We start from the raw sequence: 23,759 nt of genomic DNA on the forward strand, positions 1-23,759 counted from the left end.
CCGCACAAAAGAAAAAGCGGCGCCGCGCGCCGCTTCGAGTCTTGCGGAGCCGGTCGTTTTACTCGGAGAATTCCGCCGAAGTGTAGACCTCCTGCACGTCGTCCAGGCTCTCGAGCGCGTCAAGCAGCTTCTGCATGCGAACGGCCTCGTCGCCGGCGAGTTCGATCACGTTCTCGGGTTTCATCGTGACTTCGCCGAACTCTGCGGTGAAGCCAGCCCCCTCCAGCGCTTCCTTCACCGCGGTGAATTCCCACGGGCCGGTGATGACCTCGATGGAGCCATCGTCGTTGGGGACGACATCCTCGGCGCCGGCTTCGAGCGCGGCTTCCATCAGCGCGTCCTCGCTGGTGCCGGGGGCGAACAGCAGCTGACCACAGTGCTTGAACTGGAAGGCCACGCAGCCGTCGGTGCCCATATTGCCGCCGTACTTGGAGAAGGCGTGGCGCACGTCGGCGACCGTGCGGGTGCGGTTGTCGGTGAGGCAGTCGACCATCACCGCCGAGCCGCCGATGCCGTAGCCCTCATAGCGGATCTCCTCGTAGCTTACGCCTTCGAGTTCGCCGGTGCCTTTCTTGATCGCGTTGTCGATCTTGTCCTTGGGCATATTCACGCCCTTGGCCTTGTCCACCGCCAGGCGCAGGCGCGGGTTGAAGCCCGGGTCACCTCCGCCCATCTTGGCGGCGACGGTGATCTCCTTCGCCAGCTTAGAAAACGCCGCGCCGCGCTTTTCGTCTTGACGACCCTTGCGGTGCTGGATGTTGGCCCACTTGGAATGACCCGCCATATGACCCTCGATACTGCCGTAATCGGTTGAAAGTGGCGCAGTATACAACCCGACGAAGGTCGGCTGCATCCGCGCGATGCGTTGCGTGTGGCCGACCGCGGCGCGCAACGAACGAGGTGAGGAGGGGAGGCTGTGCGCAAGTTGATCTGGATCCTGGGGTGCATGGCTGCGCTCGTGACGGGCGGTGTGTGTGCGGCCGATGGCGTCGAGCCTGTCTATGGCGGCTGTGTGGATGCGCGTGGCGCGCCGGTGCCGGCGCTGCGCGACGAGCAGTTGCCGGCCGTGGTGACGACCGGGGTGGAAGGGGGGCTTGCGGTGATCCGCTACAACCCCGCCATGCTCCCGCGCCTGTTGCCGCTCACCCGAGCCTTCCTGTTCGCACAGGCCTGTGCGCGCATCCACCTCGGCTACCCGGCACATGGGGATCTCGATGCCGACCGTGCGCGGCGCGCAGATTGCGCCGCGGTCGATAGCCTGCGCCGCGCGGGGCTCCTCGATGCGCACGGGCTGGGCGCGCTGGTGGCCGACCTGCGTCTTGCGGACGACGAGTGGGCCCGGGTACCCGGGCCGCGCCGTGACTTTGCCCTCGCCGCCTGCGCTGCTGGATCGGGGCGTGGGGTCTATGGTGCGCCCGCGGCGGGCCAGGCCGGCTGGAATGCCTGCGTCCGGGCGTGTGCCGCGCCGCTTTACCGCTGTCAGGCGCGCTGCGCGGCTGGTCAGTGTGCCGACTGCGAGTCGGCGTACGCCGCCTGCATCGCGGGCTGCGGGGTGCCCTGATACACTCGGGCGCACGCTGACAACTCCGAGGTGATGCGATGACCGATGCGCTGCTGATTGCCAAGACCGCCGACAAGGAAATCTGCTTGCTGCCGCGTCTGGCCAACCGCCACGGCCTGATTACCGGCGCCACCGGTACCGGCAAGACGGTGACGCTGCAGAAGCTGGCAGAGTCCTTCGCCAGCATCGGCGTGCCGGTGTTCGTGGCGGACATCAAGGGTGATCTCTCCGGCATCGGTGCCGCCGGCACCGCCTCGCCCAAGCTGCTGCAGCGGCTCGAGGCGATCGGCATCACCGATTACACGCCGCGCGCCAACAACGTCGTGTTCTGGGACGTCTACGGTGAGCAGGGCCACCCGGTGCGCGCCACCATCTCCGACATGGGGCCGCTACTGATCGCGCGTCTGCTCAATCTCAACGACACACAGACCGGCGTGCTCACGCTGGTGTTCAGGGTCGCCGACGACAACGGCATGTTGCTGCTCGACCTCAAGGATCTGCGTGCGATGGTGCAGTACGTGGGCGAGAACGCGAAGAGCTTCACCACCGAGTACGGCAACATCTCCACCGCCTCGATTGGCGCCATCCAGCGCAACCTTTTGGCACTGGAAGAGCAGGGCGGGGATGTATTCTTCGGCGAGCCGATGCTAGACATCGCCGACCTGATGCAGACCGGCGCTGACGGCCGCGGCGTGATCAATGTGCTGGCGGCGGACAAGCTCTACCACTCGCCCAAGCTCTACTCCACCTTCTTGCTGTGGATGCTGTCCGAGCTCTTCGAGCAGTTGCCCGAGGTGGGCGACCCCGACAAGCCGAAGATGGTGTTCTTCTTCGACGAGGCCCACCTGTTGTTCGACGACGCACCCAAGGCGCTGGTCGAGAAGATCGAGCACGTCGTGCGCCTGATCCGCTCGAAAGGCGTGGGTGTGTATTTCGTCACCCAGAATCCGCTGGATGTGCCCGACGAGGTGCTCGGCCAGCTCGGCAACCGCGTGCAGCACGCGCTGCGTGCCTTCACCCCGCGCGACCAGAAGGCGGTGAAGACCGCTGCCGACACCATGCGCCCGAACCCCGCCTTCGACGCGGCGGAGGCGATCACCGAACTGGGCGTGGGCGAGGCGCTGGTCTCCTTCCTCGATGAAAAGGGCCGTCCGCAGGTCACCGAGCGCTGCTTCGTGATCGCGCCCGATTCGCGCCTCGGCCCGATCGACGCAGCCGAACGCAAGACGGCAATCGCCGGCTCAGTGCTCTACGGGCATTACGAGAAGGCGGTCGATCGCGAATCCGCCTACGAGATGCTCAAGGCCAGCGCGGCCACAAAGGCTGCGGTCGAAGCCGGTCGTGAAGCGGCGAAGGAGGTCGGTGGCGAGGACACCGGCGGCATGGTCAGCGAGATCCTGTTCGGCTCCACCGGCCCGCGCGGCGGCAAGCGCGACGGTCTGGTACAGATCGCCGCCAAAACGGTCACGCGCACCATCGGCAGCAACCTTGGGCGGCAGATCGTGCGGGGTATCCTGGGCTCTTTGCTCGGTGGCAGCAGCCGCCGTTGAGGTGTCCAGGGCCGCCCGTGCTCAGGAGAAGCAGCGCAGACGGCCCTGGATGGTGATGCAGCTGCGGTTGCGGCCTGATTCCTTGGCGCCATAGAGTGCCTTGTCGGCCGCGTTGACGAGCGCGTCGGGGTCGGTCATCGAGGCTTCACGGCTGGCCACGCCGACACTGACCGAAAGCGCCAGCCTGCGTTCGCCGACCTGCACCTTCAGGCCTGCCACCAGCTTGCGCAGACGTTCGGCCGCGCTTACCGCCGAGCGCAGGTCGGCGTTGTGGCAGATCACCAGGAACTCCTCTCCGCCCAGACGGCAGGCCACGTCGTCCTTGCGCGCGGCCGCCTGCAGGGCCGCTGCAACCTCGCGCAGTACCAGGTCGCCCGCAGCATGGCCGAAACCGTCGTTGATGCGCTTGAAGTGGTCGACGTCGATGAGCAGTGCCGACAGCGGCTGCCCCGATCGGGTCGCTGCGGCCCATGCCTTGGACAGGCTCTCCAGTCCTGAGCGCCGGTTGGGCAGCTCGGTGAGCAGATCGGTCATCGCGGCATGCATGAGCTTGCGGTTGGAGATCGCGAGCTCGGCGGCGAATTCGCGCAGTTGCGCGCGGTCGCGCTCCCAGGCCTCGAGCAGCTGCACGTAGTGCGCTGCCGCGCGTAGCCGTCCGCGCAGCATGCGCAGGTCGACCGGCTTGCCGAGGTAGTCGTCCACCCCCGCCTCGAAGGCTTCTGCTACGTCCTCGCGCGCATCGAGGCCGGTGAGCATGAGGATGTACATCTTCTTGCCCCACTCGGCCGCACGCAGGGCACGGCAGAGATCGAGGCCGCTCATCCCCGGCATCACCCAGTCGGTGATCACGATCTGGGGGGAGAACTGCAGGGCAGCCACAAGCGCGTCTTCGCCGCTCGAGGCGGTGACCACCTGATGGCCGAGGGTATCCCCGAGCGCAGCCGCGAGCAAGGCGCGGCTAGTGGGGTCGTCATCGACCAGCAGCACGCGCAGTCCGGACTGTTCCGGTCCTTGTGCATTGCCGGGCGATGGCGCGGCAGCCATGTCGGCGAAGCCCGGCAGGGCGCGGGCGGGCACGTTGAGCAACTCGCCCCAGGTCTGCCAGTTGCGCACGATCTCGTCGATCTGCGTGGCCAACTGTTCTGCGTCGAGGCCGATTCTTCCGCCCAGCAGCAGCAGTTCGGGAACGAGCCGGTTGCGCTCGGCCTCGACCGCTGTGGCGAGCCCGCCCACGCGCTGGGCAAGGTGGAACAGACGGGTGAGCTGGTATGGCCGCGAACCGGCGAGGAAGGGCGCGCTGTCCGGGCACTCGTGATGCAGAATGGGCTCGACCAGCGCGCCGGGGAGTCCCCACTCGGTGAGCAGGGCTGCGGTGAGCTCGTTGTGGTCGGTGTGCAGCCGTTCGCGCTCGAGGGTGGCGAGGCGGCCGGGGGCGTCGGCCTGGCCGATCAGTTCGGCGTAGGGGCCGGGGTAGGCGGTGGCGAGCGCCAGCCTGCCGATCTGCGACAGCAGGCCGCAGGCGAAGAGTTCTTCGGCGGCGCCAATGCCTGCCATGGCGCTGAAACGCTGCATGGCGAGCGCGCCCAGCAGAGACTGTGCCCAGAAGCCGTCGTAGTCGAAGCCGCGGCACGGGCCGGCATGATGTTGGTCAATGAGCGAGAAGCCGAGCGCGAGGTTGCGGACCGTGCCCGTGCCGAGCTTCATGATCGCGTCGGTGACCGACACCACAGGGCGCCGGCCATTGGCAGCGGTGTTGGCGTTGCGGATGAGGCGGCCGGCCAGTGCGGGGTCGGTCTGCGAGATGCGTGCGATCTCCGCAGTCGTGGTGTCGTCGCGGCGGCAGGCCTCCAGAATGGCGAGCGCAGCCCCTTTCGGGCTCGGCAACTCGCCTTCGAGCGGAATGTGTTCGAGCGTTTTTATCATTTTGGCCCGTATTGTGTGGCCGTGTGTTTTTCAGCGTTCCGAAGCACTATGCCACGCTCTGCGCTGCAACGCATGCGCCGTAGTTCACGGTTTGCTTGCTCAGACTCATCGAAGCGTCCGCGCCAGCGCTTCCAGCGCAGTGAGCGCTTCGGTGTTGAGATGCGAGGCTTGGGCGAACAAGGTCGGCAGGGATGCGCGATCGTCTGTGCGCCCGGCTTGCTCGAGCGCCTGCATCGCGGACTGCAGCGCATGGGCGCCGACGTTGCCCGCTGCAGACTTGAGGCTATGCGCCGTGCGCTGGACACCCGCGGCGTCGCCTGCATGGACGGCGGCTTCGAGTTCGGCAAACAGGGCCGGAGTGGATTCGAGGTAGATGCGGAGTATGCGTGCGGCAAGCCGTGTTCCGCCCTCGGGGTCGAGTTCGCGATACTGTGCGATGCAGGCGGGGTCGATCGCCGACGCGGAAGGGGCGCCAGTGTCCTCGCCCCCGCCGGGGTCGGTGGGGGGCGGGCGCTTCGGCCCGGCCGCTTCGCTTCGCGTGGGGAGCCATGCCTCGATGGTCTCGCGCAGCTGCGCGAGCGTGTAGGGTTTGGCGAGGAAATCGTCCATGCCCGCGGCGATGCAGCGGTCGCGATTGCCTTCCATGACGTTGGCCGTGAGCGCGATGATCGGCGTACGTGGCGCGCCAGGCTGCTGTGCGTCGCGGATCGCGCGGCTCGCCTCGTAGCCATCCATCCGCGGCATGTGGCAGTCCATCAGGATCAGGTCGAAGTCTCGCTGCTGTGTCGCCTGCACCGCAGCGAGACCGTCCTCGACCACGCTGCACTGCAGGCCCATCCGGTTCAGCATCGCGCTCGCGAGCGACTGATTGACCGGGTTGTCCTCGGCCAGCAGCACGTGGCCGCTGAGGGTTGTGGGCACGGTCGGGGCGGAGCCTTGGACTGGTGCTTCGGCCACCGGGGCTGGCGGCAGGGGTAGCGCCCGCCCCCTGGGCAGGGTCAGTTCCACGCTGAAGCGCGCGCCCTGGCCGGGCGTGCTGTCGACCGTGATGCGGCCGTGCATCAGCTCCACCAGATGGCGGCAGATGGCCAGCCCCAGCCCGGTGCCGCCGTAGCTGCGGGTGGTGGAGCCGTCGGCTTGGGCGAAGTGCTCGAAGATGCGCGCGTGGGCTTCCGGGGCGATGCCGATGCCGGAGTCGACGACGCGAATCGTTATCGCGCAGTCCTCGCCGGCGCCTTCGGCAAAGCGAGCGCTCAGCACGACCTTGCCGGTCGGGGTGAATTTGATCGCGTTGCTGAGCAGGTTGGCGACGATCTGCCGGATGCGGAAGGGGTCGCCGTAGAACATGCAGGGTGCGCCGGAGCCGGGCTCGAGCAACAGTTGCAGTCCTTTCTCCCGCGCGGAGTGGGCAAACAGCGCCAAGGCTTCTTCGAGCACCTGGCCGAGCTCGAACTCGATGCGTTCGAGTGCAAGCCGGCCTGACTCGATCTTGGAGAAATCGAGGATGTCGTTGAGCAGATTGAGGAGGTGGCGGCCGGAGCGCCGGACGGCTTCGGCATGGCTGCGCTGCTCGGGGTTCAGGCTGCTGTCGAGCAACAGTTCGGTCATGCCGAGCACGCCGTTCATCGGTGTGCGGATCTCGTGGCTCATCGTGGCCAGGAAGCTGCTCTTGGCAAGGCTGGCCGCCTCCGCCGCCTCCTTGGCGTGGCGTAGTGCTTCGGTGTGCTGGGCGAGGCGGATGTCGCGCTCTGCAAGCTGTTCGAGCATGAAGTTGAAGCGCTGCGCCATGGCATCGAGTTCTGCGATGTGGCTGGTGTCGGCGCGCGCGCCCTGGTCGTACTCGTGGTCGGCGACCCGGCCCATCTGCCGGGTGAGGTTGGCCAGCGGCGCAAGGATCGCGCCGTTGAGGTTGCGCAGCAGGGCTGCGGCCACCGCCATCGCGATCAGTGCGGCGAACAGGGTGATCGTGGCATAGGCGAGGCTCTGCAGGTGGATGGGGCCGAGATCTACCTCGAGCGTCAGTACGCCCAGTTTCTCGCCATGCAGGGTCACCGGCTCCGAAACCTGGAGGGTGCGCGCACCGATGCGGCTGTCGGAGCCCTCCGCCGTCTGCCCGGCCCGCCACGCAGGCGCATCGCCTTCTTCGTGAGGATAGCGGGCGATGCGCAGGCCCCGGTTGTCGTGAAGCTCTGCCTGCAGCACGCTCGCCGCGTGCTGCAGGGTTTCCAGCACGCGGCGCGCCGAGTCGGCGTCGTCGAAGGCGAGGCTGGCTGCGGCGTTTCCGGCCAGCACGCGGGCCATTGCATGGCTGTTCGATTTCAGGGCCATGGCGCTGATCACCACATTACCGACGATCAGCAGGGCGGCGACCAGGCCTACTGCAACGCCGAGCGCGATGAGGTTCGCCCGCCGCAAGGCGTGACCGAGTGAAACCCGGCGTGCGGGGGCTTCGTGGCGGGCGCGTTCTTCCATGGGTGCGGAGTGTGCGACGCTCAGGCCTGGGCCGTCAGGCCAAGTCGCCTGCAGATCTCCAGCGTCGGCCCAGCCGCGTTCATGCTGTAGAAGTGCAGGCCCGGCGCCCCCGCGGCGAGGAGTTTCTCGCACAGGCGCGTGACCACGTCGAGGCCCAGGGCGCGGATGGCATCCGTGTCGTCCCCATAGCTCTCGAAGGTCTTGCGCATCCAGCGCGGGATCTCGGCACCACAGGTGTCGGAGAAGCGTGCCAGCTTGCTGAAGCTGCCGATCGGCATGATGCCCGGCACGATGGGGACGTTCAGGCCCAGCTTGCGCACCGCGTCGACGAAGTTCAGGTAGGCGTCGACGTTGTAGAAGTACTGCGTGATCGCCGAAGTGGCGCCGGCCTCGACCTTGCGCTGAAAGGCGGCCAGATCGTCCCTGGGGCTTTTCGCCTGCGGATGCCACTCGGGATAGGCGGCGACCTCGATGTGGAAGCGGTCGCCTGTTTCGGCGCGGATGAACTCGACCAGCTCGTTCGCGTAGCGGAACTCGCCCGGATCCTGCACGCCCGAGGGCAGGTCGCCGCGTAGCGCGACGATGCGGCGGATGCCGGCGGCGGTGTAGTCCTGCAGGATCTCGCGGATGTTCTCGCGCGTGGAGCCGATGCACGACAGATGCGGTGCAGCCTCGAAGCCTGCGGCGGCGATCTCTTTGACCGTGTTGAAGGTACGCTCGCGGGTGGAGCCGCCGGCGCCGTAGGTCACTGAGAAGAAGGCGGGCTGCAGGGCTGCCAGGCGGTCGCGGGTGGTGCGCAGCTTGTCGGCGCCTTCCGGGGTGGTGGGCGGGAAGAATTCGATGGAGATCTCGGGGGTCATGTCGGCTTTGCCCGCAGGGGGCGCGAAGGGTGTCAGGAAATGCGTGGGGACAGGGTGGCGTCCGCCAGCCTGCCATGAAAAAGGAATTCGTGGTTACCGTCGCCGCCGGTGATCGGCGAGTCGAACCAGTCGAGCACGTCGATGCCGGCTGCCCCAGCGGCGGCGCGGATGCGGGTTTCAACCCCGGAGTACAGGGCGGTGTCGCGCACGATGCCACCCTTGGTCAGGCCCTGAGGCCCGACTTCGAACTGGGGTTTGACCAGTGCGAGAACGTGGCCACCCGGCGCAAGCAGCGCCGGCCACTGCGGCAGCAGCAGGGCGAGCGAGATGAAGCTGGCGTCGCAGACGATCAGCCCGAAGCCATGGGCCGGCATGTTTTCGCCGAGGTCGGCAGCGCGCAGATAGCGGGCATTCAAGCCTTCGAGCGTGATGCAGCGCGGATCCTGCCGCAGCCGGGAATGGAGCTGGTCGTGGCCGACCTCGATGCCGACGACCTTCGCCGCCCCCGCCTGCAGCAGGCAGTCTGTGAAGCCGCCAGTAGACTGGCCCACGTCCAGGCAGGTAAAGCCGCGCACGTCCAGCCCGGTGCGGGAGAGCGCGCCGGCGAGCTTGAGCCCGCCGCGCGACACGAAGCGGTCGTCGGGGTCGGACGTGACCGCCAGCCGCGCCGACGGCGGCAGGAGCTGAGCGGGCTTGCTCACCGGCTTGCCCTCGCAGCTCACCCGGCCGGCCTCGATCAGGGCACGCGCTGCGGTGCGCGAGGGCGCAAGGCCCTGCGCGACGAGCAGATGGTCGGCGCGCGGCAGCCCATGCCCAGCCGGGGCCGAGGTATGCGGGTGCGGCGTGGGGGGCGGGCGACTGCTGCGGCGGTGGAAGGACTTCAAGGCTGCCTCAACCGATCTTGATCACTTCGACGGGGTGCTCGTATACGTCCTTGCGCTTGTCGTAGAGCGGGATGGTCGTGCCGTTCAGGCGGTTGCTCTGCAGGTCCTTGAGGTCGACGTCGGCGACCACGATCTGCTCGATGTTGGGCGTGCCCTCGGCGGCGATGCCGTCGCGCGCGAAGGGGAAGTCCGAGGGCGTGATGATGCTCGCCTGGCCGTAGTGCAGGCCGAGGCCCTCGACCGGCAGGTTGCCCACGGTGCTGGTCATGGCCACGAAGACCTGGTTCTCGATCGCGCGTGCGTGGCAGCAGTAGCGCACGCGCAGGAAGCCCTGGCGGTCATCGGTACATGAGGGCACGAACAGGATGTCGGCGCCCGCCTCGCACACCATGCGTGCGAGCTCGGGGAACTCGATGTCGTAGCAGATCAGGATGGCGATGCGTCCGAAGGGCGTGTCGAACAGGCGCAGCTGGTCGCCGGCGTCGGTGTTCCACTTCTCGCGCTCCCAACGTGTGCGGTGGATCTTGTCCTGCTCGAAGACCTCGCCTCCGGGGGTGAAGTAGTAGGCGGTGTTGAGCAGGCGGCCATCCTCGTGCAGCGTGGGGTGGCTGCCGCCGATGAGGTGCACGTTCCACTCGTGCGCCAGCTCGAGCATCAGTTCTTTGTAGCGCCGGGTGTAGTCGTTCATGTTGCGCACCGCGGCGCAGACGTCCGTGGTGTCCATGAAGGACAGCAGCTGGGTGGTGAATATCTCGGGCAGGAGCACGAACTGGGGCTTGTAGTCGCCCGCGGCCTTCATGATGAAGCGCACCTGGTTCTCGAAGCCCGCCCAGTCGTGGATGGAGCGCAGCAGGTATTGAACGGCGGCGATACGTACGATCATGGGTGGATATCCTCCTTGATTTCGGTGGGCCGGGTGGGGTCGTAGTCGGGGTTGAGCCAAACGATCAGCGAGGCGTTGCCATGCGACTCGACGTCCTCGGGCAGGTAGTCGGGGATCACGCCGCAGTACGAGAAGCCCTCGCGCAACTGGAAGCTCAGCACCGGGTCGGTGAAGTCGCCCCACACCACCTTCTGCGCGTAGAACTCGGGGCTCATCGCGTCGGCGTGTGCGGCGTAGCCCGGCAGCCGGCCACAGGCGATGATGCGTTTGAGGTTCATGGCCCGGCACAGGTTGCGCCTGCCCTCGTAGAGCAGATGACCAAGCCCCAGGCCGCGCACCTCGGGGTCGACGAAGACCTCGGCGCCATACAGCGTGCGGCCGTCCGGGTTGTGCTGGTCGAAGGTGCCGGCGCCGGTGATCTCGCGCCAGGTGTGGGACTCGGCCCAATCGTCCCACAGCACGATCAGCGAGCTCGCGCAGCCGGCCACGCCGTCGTCGGTCTCGACCACGATCTGGCCCTGCGGAAACACGTCGAGTTGCTCGCGCAGCTTGCGCTGGCTCCATGGCGGGATGGTCGGGTAGACACGCGCCTGCAGCGCGATCAGGGCGGGGATGTCCTCCACCCGGGTGTTGCGAACCCTCGGGTACGGCATGCTGATCCTCCTCGTTGCGCGCCGCGGGCGGGCGGCCCGGAGAGGCTCTGCCCGCGGCGCCGGCGCGGCATCAGTAGCGGTACTGGTCGGTCTTGTACGGGCCCTGCTTCGGTACGCCGATGTAGGCCGCCTGCGCGTCGGTGAGCTCGGTGAGCTGCACGTTGAGCTTCTTCAGCTGCAGGCGGGCGACCTTCTCGTCCAGGTGCTTGGGCAGCGTGTAGACGCCTACAGGATAGTCCGCCGTGCGGGTGAAGAGTTCGATCTGCGCGATCGTCTGGTTGGCGAAGGAGCTCGACATCACGTAGCTCGGGTGCCCGGTGGCGCAGCCCAGGTTCACCAGGCGGCCCTTGGCGAGCAGGATGATGCGTTTGCCATCGGGGAAGATGATGTGATCCACCTGCGGCTTGATCTCCTCCCACTGATAGCCCTCGACGCTGGCGACGTCGATCTCGTTGTCGAAGTGGCCGATGTTGCAGACGATGGCCTGGTCACGCATCTTCGCCATGTGGTCGTGGGTGATGACATGGTAGTTGCCGGTGGCGGTGACGAAGATGTCGGCCTTGTCGGCGGCGTACTCCATGGTCACCACGCGGTAGCCTTCCATCGCGGCCTGTAGCGCGCAGATCGGGTCGATCTCGGTCACCCACACCTGGGCCGACAGCGCACGCAACGCCTGGGCCGAGCCCTTGCCTACGTCGCCGTAGCCGCACACCACGGCGATCTTGCCTGCCACCATCACGTCGGTGGCGCGCTTGATGCCGTCGACCAGGGATTCGCGGCAGCCGTACAGGTTGTCGAACTTGGACTTGGTCACCGAATCGTTGACGTTGATCGCCGGGAACTTGAGTTCGCCGCGCGCGTGCATCTGGTACAGGCGGTGCACGCCGGTGGTGGTTTCCTCGGTCACGCCCTTGATCTGCGCCAGGCGGGTCGAGTACCAGGTCGGGTCCTGCGCCAGCTTGGCCTTGATCGCGGCGAAGAGCACGGTTTCCTCTTCCGAGCCCGGCTTGGCAAGCACGGAAAGGTCCTGCTCGGCGCGTGCGCCCAGGTGCAGCAGCAGCGTGGCGTCGCCGCCGTCGTCGAGGATCATGTTGGAGTAGCCACCGTCCTTCCATTCGAAGATGCGGTGGGTGTAGTCCCAGTAGTCGGTCAGCGACTCGCCCTTGACCGCGAACACCGGGATGCCGTCCTTGGCGATGGCCGCGGCGGCGTGGTCCTGGGTCGAGAAGATGTTGCACGAGGCCCAGCGCACCTCGGCGCCGAGCGCGGTCAGCGTCTCGATCAGCACCGCGGTCTGGATGGTCATGTGCAGCGAACCGGTGATGCGCGCGCCCTTGAGCGGCTGGCTGGCGGCGTATTCCTCGCGGATCGCCATCAGGCCGGGCATCTCGGTTTCGGCAATGCGGATTTCCTTGCGGCCCCAGTCGGCGAGCGACAGGTCGGCGACGACGAAATCGGTGAAGTTGGTGTCAGCCACAGCGTTCATGAAAAGCTCCATGCTATGGCCGGGCGGGACGGGGGAGGGCAGCATGGCGCTGCAGGCGGCTCACCCGACATCCCGGACCCGGCAGGGTTTGAGACGATTAGCAGGTGAGCGCCGTTGTACTGCAACCCGCCGGGCGGCGGGGTCCGAGCCTGGGGGCCACAGCCGGCAAAGCCGGCGGGCGCCTCGCAGCGCTCCTCGGTAGCGCGTCATTATATCCGATGGATGTCCGCGTGGACCGTGATGGAAGAGACGGTGCAGGAAGAGACGATGAGGTGGTGATCGATGAGGTGGTGGCGCTCCGTGCCGGACGGCCCCCGGGATGTGACATCGTGCCTAAAGGCTTTCGTTGCCTTGCCGATATCCTCATCAGGATACGCTTATGACGGCCGGGGCGATGAAGCCGGGCCGACCCCCTGACTGCACGCACGAGAACGAAGATGGCTTCCAAGACCCTGTCCGTAAGATCCCAGCTCGTATTGCTGGCCGCTTCGACCTGCGGCCTTTTCCTGCTCGCCCTGGGCGGCGCGCTGTGGCAGATGCAGCTTGCGGGCGAGCGCCTGTCCGGCTTCATCGAGACCGAGCTCGCCGTTGAGCGTGATGTCACGCGCACCTATGCGCAAGGCCTGCAGATGGGCCAAGCCTTGCGCAATATCCTGCTCGATCCCGGTAACCCCAAGGCCTACGAGAACTTCGATCAGGCCAAGCACCAGTTCGACGGGATGCTGGCGCAGATCGTCGCGCGCGGACACGTCCTCGAGGGGGGTGCGGCCTCGGCCGCACGCATGCAGGAGATCGTCCAGCGCTGGGCGCCGCTGCAGGCGCAGGTGATCGAAAGGGTGCGCGCCGAGGACCTGCAGGCTGCACGCGAGGTGCTGGTGCGCAGCGAGACGCCGGCCTGGCGCGAGATCCGCGGCGAGCTGATGAAGCAGATCGCGCATCTCGAAAAGCTGACCGCCGGAATGCGATCGGATTCGGCACAGGCACTGGAGCGCAGTCGGCTCGTCGTTCTCGGGCTGGGCGCTTTTGCGCTGCTGGTGTGCGTGGTGGCTTCGGTGCTGGTGACGCGCAATGTGCTGTCCCGCCTGGGCGGCGAGCCCGCCTACGCGGCGGAGGTGGCGCAGCGTATCGCGGACGGGGATCTTCAGCAGCGTGTCGAGATCCGCGGCGGCGACGGGCGCAGCCTGCTGGCCGCGATGCAGGACATGCAGGGCGGACTGCAAACCATCATTCGGGGGATTCGCGCGGACGCCGGGCGGCTCGTCGCCGCGGCGGACGCGCTGCGCAACAACGAGGAGAAGGTGGCAACCGCTACCCTGGCGCAGACCGACGCGGCGCAGGCGATCGCGGCTTCGATCGAGGAACTGAGCACCAGCATCTCGGTCGTCGCTGAACATGCGAACGACGCTGACCGCCTCAGCGGCAACTCCGAGGCGCAGATGCACGACAGCGTGAAGGTGATCAACCAGGCGGTCGAAACCATCGGCCTGGTGGAGCAGCGCATGACCGCGTCAGCCGCGGTGGTGGCGGAGCTCGGCCTCAGTGCGGAGAGCATCTCCAACATCGCGCAGGTCATTCAGGATATTGCTGACCAGACCAATCTGCTGGCGCTCAATGCCGCGATCGAGGCGGCGCGCGCGGGTGAGCAGGGACGTGGTTTTGCCGTCGTGGCGGACGAGGTGCGCAAGCTTGCCGAGCGTACCCGCCAGTCGACGCACGAGATCAATGCCATGATCGAGCGCGTTCAGGCTAATGCCCGTCAAGCCGTGGGGACGATGGAGGAGGGGCGCCAACTGGCAGAGCGCGGCGCCGAGAACGCTGAGCGCGCGCGCGCCGCTGTGGCTGCTTTGGAGGGCGGCGCGGTCGAGGTGCGGGAGGCGGTCGGGTCGATCAACGCCGCTCTTGGCGAACAGCGTCAGGCCAGCTCCGATATTGCTCAGCGCGTCGAGAGCATTGCCCGCATGAGCGAAGAAAGCCACGGCGCCACGCGCGACTCGTTGCAGCGCGCCGGAGAGTTGAGCCAACTCGCGGACGCGCTCGAGCAGGCAGTGCGCCGCTTCCGCGTGTCGGCCTGAGGGCTGCCGCCCCGTTCAGCGGCGCGGGTTGTTGTCGGATTGGCGGAGCATGCTGACGATCAGTGTGATCACCGTGATCGGCAGCACATAGCCGAGCATTACGCCCGAGAAGGCCGGCAGGCTGTCGTGCTGTTGCGCCTGCAGCACGAGCCAGGCGGTGTAGATGGCGTAGTAGGCCAGGAACACGCCGCCTTCCCAGCGCGCGATCTCGCGCCCGCTGATCATGATCGGCAGGCAGGCGAAGGCCACCGCCAGCATCACCCACAGGTCGAAATTGCGCGCCGCCTCCGACACCGGCAGGCCGGCACCCGACACGATGCCGGTGAGGCCGAGCACGGCGAGGATGTTGAACACGTTGCTGCCCACCACGTTGCCTACCGCGATGTCGCGCTGGCCGCGCATCGCGGCGACGATCGAGGTGGCGACTTCGGGCATCGAGGTGCCGACCGCGACCACGGTGAGGCCGATCACGAGGTCGCTGACGCCGAAGGCGCGCGCGAAGGCGACCGCCGAATCCACCAGCCAGTTGGCACCGACCACCAGCATCACCAGACCGACCACGATGAGCCCGATCTGCACGCTCCAGTGGCGGTCCCAGTTCGAGGTGGGGATCTCGGTTTCGAACTCATCCTGAACATTCTTCGAGGCACGCCGCGATTGAACGACCAGGAACACCGTGTACGCGATCACGAGAGCGAACAGCGTGATCGACTCGATCAGACCGATTCGACCGTCGAGCGCAACCACCACCAGTAGCGCCGAGGCGCCGATCATGATCGGGATCTCCTGGCGGATGATCTGCTCATCGACCAGCAGCGGCGTGATCAGGGCCGAGATGCCGAGGATCAGCAGGATGTTTGCGATGTTGCTGCCGACTGCGTTGCCGATCGCCAGATCCGGGCTGCCCGAGAGCGCGGAGCCCACTGAAACCGCCATCTCTGGCGCACTGGTGCCGAAAGCGACCACAGTCAGGCCCACCACCAGGGGCGACACGCCAAAGGACACCGCCAGGCGTGAGGCGCCGCGCACGAGGACGTCGGCGCCGATGACGAGGACGACGAGGCCGAGGACGAACATCAGGGTTTGCTGGAGCATGAGGAAGAGTCTTGCGTTCTGGTTCGGGGCGGGACAGTGCAGACTGTTGCGCAGGCCAGAGGTTCGCACGCGAGTACGATCTTGCGCGGTCCTGCGCGGACGATCAAAAGAAGACGCCCCTCACCGTTGCCGGAGAGGGGCGTGCGGTACCGGACGGTATTTTACAGCCCAGCGTCGGCGCGCAGGGCGGCCGCCTTGTCGGTCTGTTCCCAGGTGAAACCCGGCTCATCGCGGCCGAAGTGGCCGTAGGCCGCGGTGCGGAAATAGACGGGGCGCAGCAGGTCCAGGGCCTGGATGATCGCCTTCGGACGCAGATCGAAGTGGCGGCCGATCAGTTCGACGATCTTCTCATCGGCCACTTTCCCGGTGCCGAAGGTGTTGACCATCAGCGACACAGGACGCGCGACACCGATTGCGTAGGCCACCTGCACCTCGCACTTGTCGGCGAGGCCCGCGGCGACGATGTTCTTTGCCACGTAACGGCCGGCGTAGGCGGCCGAGCGGTCGACCTTGGACGGATCCTTGCCCGAGAATGCGCCGCCGCCATGGTGGGCCGCGCCGCCGTAGGTGTCGACGATGATCTTGCGCCCGGTCAGGCCGCAGTCGCCGTGCGGGCCGCCGACCACGAAGCGGCCGGTGGGGTTGACGAGGTAGCGGACGTCGCCCTTCATCAGCTCGGGCGGCAGTACCGGCTTGATGATCAGCTCGATCACCGCCTCGCGGATCTGCTCCTGGGTGACGTCGGGGTCGTGCTGGGTGGACACCACGACGGTGTCGATCGCCACCGGCGTGCCGTCGACGTACTTGACCGTGATCTGGCTCTTGGCGTCGGGGCGCAGCCAGGGCAGGCGGCCGTCCTTGCGCACCTCGGCCTGGCGCTGCATGACGCGGTGGGCGTAGTAGATCGGCAGCGGCATCAGGCTGTCGGTCTCGTTGGTGGCGTAGCCGAACATCAGGCCCTGGTCGCCGGCGCCCTGGTCGAGCGGGTCGTCGTTGGCAGCATTGACCCCCTGAGCGATGTCGGGTGACTGGCGGTTGATCGCAGCCAGTACCGCGCAGCTCTTGTAGTCGAAGCCGATGTCGGAGTTGTCGTAGCCGATGCGGCGGATCACGTCCTGCGCGATCTCGCGGTAGTTGGGGTGGGCGGTGGTGGTGATCTCGCCCGAGATCACGACGAGGCCGGTGGACACCAGCGTTTCGCAGGCGACGCGCGCCTTGGGGTCTTCGGCGAGGATGGCGTCGAGCACGCCGTCGGACACCTGGTCGGCGACCTTGTCGGGATGGCCTTCGGAGACCGACTCGGAGGTGAAGAGAAACTCAGCCATGCTGCTGCTCCTTGAAAAGCAAAAATCCCCGTCATTCTGGCCTTGCGTCTGCGGCCAGCTCCGGGGATTTCGTCGAGCAGCCGACGCTTTAGCAGTATTTGTGTGGCAGTCTCGCTGCCATGCCGCCCTGCAAGTTGTCGAGTTAACTCGGCGGCAAGTCGCGGATTATAGACCGAAGCGGCCGGGTGTGTAAGCATTCGGGGCGTACGGTGATCTAGGCCTATCCGTGGAAGCGGGCTTGCGTGTGAATGCTGCGACCGTGCAAGCAATTTTCGCAGGTGCGCTCGCGCCCACAGATGTCATCGCTGCTCCCACAGTCTCTCTCGTCGTTGTCGTGCCGTGACGCTTCGGGCACTTTTACGGGACCCCGTTCGTGTTGCTTCAAAGCTTGTTCCGACTGCTCTCGCGCCTGCCCCTGTCCTGGCTGCACCGCCTCGGCGGTTGGGCGGGCTGGCTGACCTACAAGGCCTCACCGTCCTACGCTCGCCGCCTGCGCGAGAACCTCTTCAATGCACTCGGTCGCGAGGACGAGGCGGTGCTGCGCGCGGCGATTGTCGAGGCCGGGCGCCAGGCGCTCGAGTTGCCTTTCATCTGGGGGCGGCCTGCATCCGAGGTGGTGGCGAGCGCCGTGCGCACCGAAGGCTGGGCGCTGGTCGAGGCCGCGCGCGCCGAGGGCGCGGGCATCCTCTTCATCACCCCGCACCTGGGCTGCTTCGAGATCACTGCGCAGTGCATTGCGGCGCAGATTCCGATTACCGTGCTTTACCGCCCGCCCCGCAAGGCAGTGCTGCAGCCGCTGATGGAAGCCGGTCGCGCACGCGGGCAGATGCGCACCGCGCCGGCGGACCTGTCGGGCGTGCGCAAGCTGGTGAAGACCCTGCGCAGCCATGAGGCGGTGGGCATGCTGCCCGACCAGGTACCGGGCGCGGGCGAGGGGGTGTGGTCCACCTTCTTCGGCAAGCCGGCATGGACGATGACGCTGGCTGCGCGCCTGGCGGCGGTGAAGGGCGTGCGCGTGATCTACACCTGGGCCGAGCGCCTGCCGCGTGGCGAGGGCTATGTGTTCCGCTTGCAGGCGCCTACCGAGGCGCTGACCGGCGAACTGGAAGCCGATGTCGCGATCATCAATCGCGAGGTCGAGCGCATGATCCTGCAGTGTCCGCAGCAATACCTGTGGGGCTACAACCGCTACAAGGGGCCGCGCCGTGAGCGCGAGGAGGATGTGCCCGGAGCGGATGCGGAGCGCGCATCGTGAGCCGCCTCGTCATCGCCCTGATCTGGCTCCTGCACTGGCTCCCGCTGGCGGTGCTCGCGCGCGTGGGCTCGGGCTTTGGTTGGCTGCTGTATTGGGTGGTGGTGCCGCGCCGCAAGGTGGCGCTGACCAACCTGCGCCTGTGCTTCCCCGAACTGTCCGAGACCGAGCGGCGACGGCTGGCGCGGCGTCACTTCGCCCTCGCCGGACGCAGCATGCTCGAGCGCGGCCTCGCCTGGTGGGCTGCTCCCGCGCGCCTGCGGGCGACGGTGCGCATCGACGGGCTCGAGCATCTGCACAGGCTGCGCGCCGAGGGGCGACCGGTGCTGCTGCTCGCGCCACACTTCCTCGGTCTCGACATGGCGGGCACCCGGCTCACGCTGGAAGGCGACTTTGTCAGCGTGTATGCGCCGCAGAAGGACAAGGTCTTTGATCGCTGGCTGCATCACGGCCGCAGCCGCTTCAACAATCAGTTGCTGCTGTCGCGCCATGACGGCGTGCGCGCTACGGTCAAGGCGATGAAATCCGGCCGTCCCTTCTACTACCTGCCCGACCTCGACTACGGCCGCAAGGAGTCGATCTTCGTGCCCTTCTTCGGCGTGCAGGCGGCCACGATCACCGGCCTGCCGCGGCTGGCGCGGCTGGCGGGTGCGGCGGTGGTGCCCTGTGTGGTGCGAATGCTGCCGGGCGGCGGCGGATATGTGCTTGAACTCGGCGCGCCGTGGGCCGACTATCCCACGGACGACGTCGAGGCTGACACCCTGCGCATGAATGCCTGGCTCGAAGGTGTGGTACGCACCATGCCCGAGCAATACTATTGGGTGCATCGCCGCTTCAAGACCCGGCCCGAGGGTGAGCCGCGGATTTACTGAGACACTGGAAAGACCTGCGAGATGAAATTGCGCTTCACCAAGATGCATGGCCTGGGCAACGACTTCGTCGTCATCGATGCCACCCGCACGCCCGTCGAACTCACGCCTGCTCGGGTCAGGGCGATTTCCGATCGACACTTCGGTGTGGGTTGCGACCAGTTGCTGGTGGTCGAGCCGGCGAGTCGTCCCGGCGTTGACTTCCGCTACCGCATCTTCAACGCCGATGGCGGTGAGGTCGAGCAGTGCGGCAATGGCGCGCGCTGCTTCGTGCGCTTCGTGCACGACAAGGGGCTCACCGACCAGGATGAGATCCGGGTTGAGACGAAATCCGGGATCATCGCCCCCCGCCTGCGTGCCGACGGACTGGTTACGGTGGACATGGGTGTGCCCGAGCTTGCACCGGCGAAGATCCCCTTCGTGTCCGATTCGGATGCGGTGGTGCAGCCGCTCGCGGTGGGTGAGCGCGTGGTTGCGATCACGGCAGTTTCGATGGGCAATCCGCACGCGGTGCAGGTCGTGGCCGATGTCGATGCTGCGCCGGTGGTCGAACAAGGGGCGCTGATCGAGCGCCACGAACGCTTCCCGGCGCGGGTCAACGCCGGCTTCCTGCAGGTGCTGGACGCCCATGCCGTGCGCCTGCGTGTGTTCGAGCGTGGCGCAGGCGAGACGCTTGCCTGTGGCACCGGCGCCTGCGCGGCGGTGGTCGCGGGCATCCTGCGTGGCCTGATCGAATCGCCGGTGCGGGTGCACACCCGCGGTGGCGAGCTGGAAATCGCCTGGGCTGGACCAGGTGCGCCGGTGTCGATGACCGGACCGGCAGTGACCGTATTCGAAGGCGAAATGACGCTCGACTGAAGGGTGCAGGACTGCCCACCAGGCGCGGGCCCCGTTTTTTGCGGCCCGCCCCGCGCCGGATGGCAGCACTGAGGATTGCCGACTGTCGCCGTACCTGTTGCCGCACTGGAGTGAAAAGAATGAATGCCGAAGATGTCGCGCGCTACCTGCGTGAGCACCCCGATTTCCTCAACGAGCATCACGAGCTGTTCACCGAGTTGACCGTGCCGCATCCACAGCATGGTGGGCAGGCGATCTCGCTCGCCGAGCGTCAGCTCCATGCCCTGCGTGACAAGATCCGCGCGCTGGAGGTCAAGCTGGCTGAACTGATCCGCTTCGGCGAGGAGAACGACGACATCAGCGCCAAGGTGCACCGGCTTGCGGTCGCGCTGCTGCTGGCTGGCTCGCAAGCTTCGGTCCGTGCCGCGTTGGTCGATGGGCTGCGCGACGACTTCGCAGTCCCGCATGTCAGCCTCAAGCTGTGGGGCGCGGTTGCGGAGGCCATAGGCGAGGGCTCGCCCTTGGGCGACATGGCGGTCAGCGAGGCGGTGCGCCGGCAGATCGATGCCTTGCGCCACCCTTATTGCGGTGCGCCCGAAAGCATGGAGATGGCGAGCTGGTTCGGCGAGGCTGCTCCCCACATTCGCTCGCTGGCGCTGATGCCGCTGCGTGACGCGGGTGGGTGTTTCGGTCTGCTCGCCCTGGGGAGCGAGGAGGCCGAGCGTTTCTATGCGGAGATGGGCACGCTGTACCTCAACCGCATTGGCGACATGGCTGCCGCCGCGCTGGCAGCGCGCGCCCGCTGAGTGTGCGCACAGGTCGTCCGGCGATGCCGGCCGCACGCCGTGACCTGCGTACCTCACCGATGAAAGCGCCGCTCCGCAGCGCTCAAGATGCGGCCGTGCCGCTTCCAGCGGATTTTGAGGCCTGGCTCGACTGGCTGGCCACGCAGCGGCGGGCGTCACCGCTTACGCTCAAGGCCTACCGGGTGGGCCTGCAGGCGCTGTTGCGCATGGCCGACGGGCGCCCGGTTGCGGAGCTGGAAAGCCAGGACGTGCGCCGCTTCGTCGCCCGTCTGCATGGCGAGGGGCTGCAGGGGCGCAGTATCGCCCGCCACCTTTCGACCTGGCGGGGTTTGTACCGCTGGCTGATTCGTCACCGCGGCCTGCGCGCCAATCCGGTGCTGGGTGTCCGGCCGCCCAAGACGCCCTCCACGCTGCCGCGTGTGCTGTCGCCCGACCAGGCGGCGGCATTGCTTGAGCCGGCGGCAGAAAATCTGCTCGAAACGCGAGATATCGCGATGTTCGAGCTTTTTTATTCATCCGGTCTACGTGTCTCCGAACTCGCCGGCCTCGACATCGAGGGCGGACTGGATCTTGCCGAGGCCATGGTCACGGTGCGCGGAAAGCGCAACCGCAACCGCAGCGTGCCCGTGGGGAGCCGGGCCGTGTGCGCTCTGCGCGCCTGGCTCGCAGTGCGGGGACAACTTGCGCCTGCGGGAGAGCCCGCGCTCTTCGTCACCCGCAGCGGCGGCCGTCTGAGCATCAGCGGCATCGCCAACCGGCTCGGCCAGCGGGCAAGGGCGCTGGGGCTCAGCGTGCACGTCCATCCACACATGCTGCGGCACAGCTTCGCGAGCCATCTGCTGCAGTCGAGCGGCGACCTGCGCGCGGTGCAGGAGTTGCTCGGTCATGCGAGCATTCGCAGTACGCAGATCTACACTCACCTTGATTTTCAGCACCTGGCGAAGGTCTATGACGCAACCCATCCGCGCGCAAAGAAATAGCTTACGCCCTTGACAATCCCCATATTGGGTAGCCTGGAAAGTAAGCATATTCTCCGATCGGATATGCTCATGGTGTCCAAGTAGTCGCTAAAGACTCCATAACTATTCCAATACCGCCTCAAGCCTGCAAAAGTGGTAAAGCAGGGCAAGGCAGCAATGTGGAAACCATGCCTCCTCCAGTTCTCCCCGCTCCTCTGCACAATGCACCGCAGGACAATGGCCCGTCAGGCAGCGACGCGCGCCGCGTGCTGCGTTCGGCAGCGCTCATTCTGGCTCAGCACGAGATTCGCAGCGTGCGTCGGTGGTTCGAGGAGTTCGATCGCGACATCCTGTTGGCCATCCTGCTCGGCGAGATCGCGCTCCACAATGTCGGTGCGCTGCAGCATGGCCTTGCCCGGCGCGGGCACAATGGCAATGGGCACGACGAGGCCGATAGCGAGGATGTGCTCGCCGAGGCGTTCATGCGCAATATGAACCCCTGTAATGCCTACTCCATCGCTGCAGCGACGGGGTTGCCGCGAGAGACCGTGCGACGAAAGATCGCCCGCCTGATCGAGATGGGCTGGATCGTCCGCAACGGGAACGGCCACCTGTACATCACCGAGTCGGCGCTGGCGCAGTTCGGCGCCCTGCTCAGTTCAAGCGCGCTGTGCGAACTGCTTGAGACCGCGGACCGCCTGCGTGCCTTGATCGAAGGGCCGGCAGCCTGAGGTCTCAGGCTCACGTCATCCGTTGAGCGGTTGCTGCCGCGCTAGCCCGCGGCAGTGAAGGCCTGGGTGGTCGGCCACGCCATCAGCGCGTATGCGAGGGCGGACGATAGTCCGGGTTCGGGCCGGGTTCGGCTGTCTGGAAGGCGCTCGCGATCAGGACGATGGCGAGCACGATCAGCGCGAAATACTGGCGCTGCCCTGCGGCACCGGGCAGATGCCGTGCCGCGCTGTAGTACATCTCCTTCATGTAGCGCATGCCTGCCAGCGCGAGCGCCAGCATGCCGGCGCCCAGCAGCCGCGCAGCGCTTGGGTCGAAGTCGTGACCCATGGAGGGATCCCAGCGCGAGGGCAGGAAGAATGCCGGTGCCTGGGTGAGCAGATACAGCCCCCCCAGCAGGCACAGCGTCAGTGCCACCACCTGCAGCGAACGCACCGGTCGCTCTCAGCGCGCGTCGAACAGGTCGCCGCCCGCGCGCGGCGGCGCGAGTCCGAAGTGCTGCCAGATGGCGTGCGTGGCCATGCGCCCGCGTGGGGTGCGCTGCAGGTAGCCCTGCTGGATCAGGTAGGGCTCGATGACGTCCTCGATGGTGTCGGTGGATTCACCGATCGCCGCGGCAATGTTGTCCAGGCCGACCGGACCGCCGCCGAATTTCTCCAGCATTGCCGACAGCAGCTTGCGGTCCATCAGGTCGAGGCCGAGGGTGTCCACGTCCAGCATGCGCAGCGCCGCGTCCGCCACCGCCGCGGTAATGTGGCCGCCGGCTTTGACTTCGGCATAGTCGCGCACGCGGCGCAGCAGTCGGTTGGCGATGCGCGGCGTGCCGCGCGCGCGGCGGGCAATCTCGAGTGCGCCCTTGTCGTCGATCTCGACGTTGAGCAGGCGCGCCGAGCGCCCGACGATGAAGCCGAGCTCCTCCGGCGTGTAGAACTCCAGCCGCGACACGATGCCGAAGCGGTCGCGCAGCGGGTTGGTCAGCATGCCGGCGCGGGTGGTGGCGCCGACCAGGGTGAAGGGCGGCAGGTCGAGCTTGACCGAGCGGGCGGCCGGGCCCTCGCCGATCATGATGTCGATCTGGAAGTCTTCCAGCGCCGGGTAGAGGATTTCCTCGACCACCGGCGACAGGCGGTGGATCTCGTCGATGAACAGCACGTCGTGCGGCTCGAGGTTGGTGAGCAGCGCGGCGAGGTCGCCCGCGCGTTCGAGCACCGGGCCCGAGGTCTGGCGCAGGTTGACCCCCATTTCGGCGGCCACGATGTGTGCCAGCGTTGTCTTGCCCAGCCCGGGCGGACCGAACAGCAGCACGTGGTCGAGCGCCTCGCTGCGATTGCGTGCGGCCTGGATGAAGATCTCCAGCTGTTCGCGGATCTTGGCCTGGCCGACGTATTCGGCCAGTCGCTTGGGCCGCAGCGCGCGCTCGATCGCGTCTTCCTGGCGGTCGGCGGGGGCGGCGGAGATCAGGCGCTCGGCGGGGGTGGCGGCCTTGAGCTTGTCGGTTTCGATCATGGGTGTGTCCTTGCCGGAATCGCCGGGCGGCGCCCCG

At 67.1% G+C, this 23,759-nt stretch carries 21 protein-coding genes; 9 read left to right on the forward strand and 12 right to left on the reverse strand.

Translation table 11 applies throughout. From position 1 onward, the window contains the following. Nucleotides 1–58: 58 nt before the first annotated feature. Nucleotides 59–784 (reverse strand): YebC/PmpR family DNA-binding transcriptional regulator, encoded by a 726-nt coding sequence (locus tag ACNKW1_RS10370; RefSeq protein ID WP_418364500.1) that lies wholly within the window; start codon nt 782–784, stop codon nt 59–61. A 132-nt stretch (nt 785–916) separates the two neighbouring features. Here ACNKW1_RS10370 and ACNKW1_RS10375 point away from each other — a divergent pair, with 132 nt between their 5' ends. Together ACNKW1_RS10375 and ACNKW1_RS10380 are read left to right on the forward strand one after the other, a co-directional pair. After that, nucleotides 917–1,561, forward strand: coding sequence for a hypothetical protein (locus ACNKW1_RS10375; RefSeq protein WP_418364501.1), 645 nt, complete (start codon nt 917–919; stop codon nt 1,559–1,561). Nucleotides 1,562–1,599: 38 nt separating this feature from the next. Further along, nucleotides 1,600–3,111, forward strand: a complete 1,512-nt coding sequence (locus ACNKW1_RS10380; RefSeq protein WP_418364502.1) for a helicase HerA-like C-terminal domain-containing protein — start codon at nt 1,600–1,602, stop codon at nt 3,109–3,111. Nucleotides 3,112–3,132: 21 nt separating this feature from the next. On the opposite strand, the gene ACNKW1_RS10385 is transcribed toward ACNKW1_RS10380, so the two are convergent. From ACNKW1_RS10385 to ahcY, 7 genes are all read right to left on the reverse strand, one after another. Continuing rightward, nucleotides 3,133–5,034, reverse strand: coding sequence for a diguanylate cyclase (locus tag ACNKW1_RS10385; RefSeq protein WP_418364503.1), 1,902 nt, complete (start codon nt 5,032–5,034; stop codon nt 3,133–3,135). A gap of 105 nt (nt 5,035–5,139) precedes the next feature. Beyond that, nucleotides 5,140–7,506 (reverse strand): ATP-binding protein, encoded by a 2,367-nt coding sequence (locus tag ACNKW1_RS10390; RefSeq protein ID WP_418364504.1) that lies wholly within the window; start codon nt 7,504–7,506, stop codon nt 5,140–5,142. Nucleotides 7,507–7,526: 20 nt separating this feature from the next. Continuing rightward, nucleotides 7,527–8,366, reverse strand: a complete 840-nt coding sequence (gene metF / locus ACNKW1_RS10395) for a methylenetetrahydrofolate reductase [NAD(P)H] (protein ID WP_418364505.1) — start codon at nt 8,364–8,366, stop codon at nt 7,527–7,529. A gap of 32 nt (nt 8,367–8,398) precedes the next feature. After that, on the reverse strand, nt 8,399–9,250 hold the full coding sequence (locus ACNKW1_RS10400; protein WP_418364506.1) for a TlyA family RNA methyltransferase: 852 nt from the start codon (nt 9,248–9,250) through the stop codon (nt 8,399–8,401). A 7-nt stretch (nt 9,251–9,257) separates the two neighbouring features. Then, a complete protein-coding gene (locus ACNKW1_RS10405; protein WP_418364507.1) occupies nt 9,258–10,133 on the reverse strand; it encodes a carbon-nitrogen hydrolase family protein in 876 nt (291 codons plus the stop codon). Beyond that, on the reverse strand, nt 10,130–10,786 hold the full coding sequence (locus tag ACNKW1_RS10410) for a GNAT family N-acetyltransferase (protein ID WP_418364508.1): 657 nt from the start codon (nt 10,784–10,786) through the stop codon (nt 10,130–10,132). Before ACNKW1_RS10410 ends, ACNKW1_RS10405 begins: the two co-directional genes overlap by 4 nt. 70 nt (nt 10,787–10,856) lie before the next feature. Beyond that, the gene (ahcY, locus tag ACNKW1_RS10415) at nt 10,857–12,272 is read right to left on the reverse strand and encodes an adenosylhomocysteinase (protein WP_418364509.1); all 1,416 of its coding nucleotides are present in this window, start codon (nt 12,270–12,272) and stop codon (nt 10,857–10,859) included. 437 nt (nt 12,273–12,709) lie between these two features. Between ahcY and ACNKW1_RS10420 the strand changes: the two genes are divergently transcribed. Further along, entirely contained in the window at nt 12,710–14,344 is a 1,635-nt protein-coding gene (locus ACNKW1_RS10420; protein WP_418364510.1) for a methyl-accepting chemotaxis protein, read from the forward strand. A 15-nt stretch (nt 14,345–14,359) separates the two neighbouring features. Here the strand turns inward: ACNKW1_RS10420 and ACNKW1_RS10425 are convergent, their stop codons facing one another. Together ACNKW1_RS10425 and metK are read right to left on the reverse strand one after the other, a co-directional pair. Next, nucleotides 14,360–15,439 (reverse strand): calcium/sodium antiporter, encoded by a 1,080-nt coding sequence (locus ACNKW1_RS10425; protein WP_418364511.1) that lies wholly within the window; start codon nt 15,437–15,439, stop codon nt 14,360–14,362. A gap of 161 nt (nt 15,440–15,600) precedes the next feature. Then, complete coding sequence (gene metK, locus ACNKW1_RS10430) at nt 15,601–16,764, reverse strand: methionine adenosyltransferase (protein ID WP_418364512.1); 1,164 nt, start codon at nt 16,762–16,764, stop codon at nt 15,601–15,603. A gap of 373 nt (nt 16,765–17,137) precedes the next feature. Between metK and ACNKW1_RS10435 the strand changes: the two genes are divergently transcribed. From ACNKW1_RS10435 to ACNKW1_RS10460, 6 genes are all read left to right on the forward strand, one after another. Next, nucleotides 17,138–18,019 (forward strand): lysophospholipid acyltransferase family protein, encoded by an 882-nt coding sequence (locus tag ACNKW1_RS10435; RefSeq protein ID WP_418364513.1) that lies wholly within the window; start codon nt 17,138–17,140, stop codon nt 18,017–18,019. Next, the gene (locus ACNKW1_RS10440; RefSeq protein WP_418364514.1) at nt 18,016–18,888 is read left to right on the forward strand and encodes a lysophospholipid acyltransferase family protein; all 873 of its coding nucleotides are present in this window, start codon (nt 18,016–18,018) and stop codon (nt 18,886–18,888) included. The genes ACNKW1_RS10435 and ACNKW1_RS10440 overlap by 4 nt, the downstream gene beginning before the upstream one ends. Nucleotides 18,889–18,909: 21 nt before the next feature. Further along, entirely contained in the window at nt 18,910–19,743 is an 834-nt protein-coding gene (gene dapF / locus ACNKW1_RS10445) for a diaminopimelate epimerase (RefSeq protein ID WP_418364515.1), read from the forward strand. A gap of 119 nt (nt 19,744–19,862) precedes the next feature. After that, entirely contained in the window at nt 19,863–20,528 is a 666-nt protein-coding gene (locus ACNKW1_RS10450; protein ID WP_418364516.1) for a DUF484 family protein, read from the forward strand. Between the two features lie 59 nt (nt 20,529–20,587). Beyond that, nucleotides 20,588–21,508, forward strand: coding sequence for a tyrosine recombinase XerC (locus tag ACNKW1_RS10455; protein WP_418364517.1), 921 nt, complete (start codon nt 20,588–20,590; stop codon nt 21,506–21,508). Nucleotides 21,509–21,675: 167 nt separating this feature from the next. Next, nucleotides 21,676–22,218 (forward strand): helix-turn-helix domain-containing protein, encoded by a 543-nt coding sequence (locus ACNKW1_RS10460; RefSeq protein WP_418364518.1) that lies wholly within the window; start codon nt 21,676–21,678, stop codon nt 22,216–22,218. An 82-nt stretch (nt 22,219–22,300) separates the two neighbouring features. Here the strand turns inward: ACNKW1_RS10460 and ACNKW1_RS10465 are convergent, their stop codons facing one another. Both ACNKW1_RS10465 and ruvB read right to left on the reverse strand, forming a co-directional pair. Continuing rightward, nucleotides 22,301–22,651: a hypothetical protein gene (locus ACNKW1_RS10465; protein ID WP_418364519.1), complete on the reverse strand. Its 351-nt coding sequence runs from the start codon at nt 22,649–22,651 to the stop codon at nt 22,301–22,303. Between the two features lie 9 nt (nt 22,652–22,660). Further along, a complete protein-coding gene (gene ruvB, locus ACNKW1_RS10470) occupies nt 22,661–23,722 on the reverse strand; it encodes a Holliday junction branch migration DNA helicase RuvB (RefSeq protein WP_418364520.1) in 1,062 nt (353 codons plus the stop codon). Nucleotides 23,723–23,759: the final 37 nt, after the last annotated feature.

The organism is Thauera sp. WH-2 (assembly GCF_048321015.1).
Taxonomy (GTDB): Bacteria; Pseudomonadota; Gammaproteobacteria; order Burkholderiales; family Rhodocyclaceae; genus Thauera.

Coding starts and splice junctions, on each gene's coding strand:
- ACNKW1_RS10370 (WP_418364500.1), bottom strand. CDS start 784: ATGGCGGGTCATTCCAAGTGGGCCAACATCCAGCACCGCAAGGGTCGT.
- ACNKW1_RS10380 (WP_418364502.1), top strand. CDS start 1,600: ATGACCGATGCGCTGCTGATTGCCAAGACCGCCGACAAGGAAATCTGC.
- ACNKW1_RS10385 (WP_418364503.1), bottom strand. CDS start 5,034: ATGATAAAAACGCTCGAACACATTCCGCTCGAAGGCGAGTTGCCGAGC.
- ACNKW1_RS10390 (WP_418364504.1), bottom strand. CDS start 7,506: ATGGAAGAACGCGCCCGCCACGAAGCCCCCGCACGCCGGGTTTCACTC.
- metF (WP_418364505.1), bottom strand. CDS start 8,366: ATGACCCCCGAGATCTCCATCGAATTCTTCCCGCCCACCACCCCGGAA.
- ACNKW1_RS10405 (WP_418364507.1), bottom strand. CDS start 10,133: ATGATCGTACGTATCGCCGCCGTTCAATACCTGCTGCGCTCCATCCAC.
- ACNKW1_RS10410 (WP_418364508.1), bottom strand. CDS start 10,786: ATGCCGTACCCGAGGGTTCGCAACACCCGGGTGGAGGACATCCCCGCC.
- ahcY (WP_418364509.1), bottom strand. CDS start 12,272: ATGAACGCTGTGGCTGACACCAACTTCACCGATTTCGTCGTCGCCGAC.
- ACNKW1_RS10420 (WP_418364510.1), top strand. CDS start 12,710: ATGGCTTCCAAGACCCTGTCCGTAAGATCCCAGCTCGTATTGCTGGCC.
- ACNKW1_RS10425 (WP_418364511.1), bottom strand. CDS start 15,439: ATGCTCCAGCAAACCCTGATGTTCGTCCTCGGCCTCGTCGTCCTCGTC.
- metK (WP_418364512.1), bottom strand. CDS start 16,764: ATGGCTGAGTTTCTCTTCACCTCCGAGTCGGTCTCCGAAGGCCATCCC.
- dapF (WP_418364515.1), top strand. CDS start 18,910: ATGAAATTGCGCTTCACCAAGATGCATGGCCTGGGCAACGACTTCGTC.
- ACNKW1_RS10450 (WP_418364516.1), top strand. CDS start 19,863: ATGAATGCCGAAGATGTCGCGCGCTACCTGCGTGAGCACCCCGATTTC.
- ACNKW1_RS10455 (WP_418364517.1), top strand. CDS start 20,588: ATGAAAGCGCCGCTCCGCAGCGCTCAAGATGCGGCCGTGCCGCTTCCA.
- ACNKW1_RS10460 (WP_418364518.1), top strand. CDS start 21,676: ATGCCTCCTCCAGTTCTCCCCGCTCCTCTGCACAATGCACCGCAGGAC.
- ruvB (WP_418364520.1), bottom strand. CDS start 23,722: ATGATCGAAACCGACAAGCTCAAGGCCGCCACCCCCGCCGAGCGCCTG.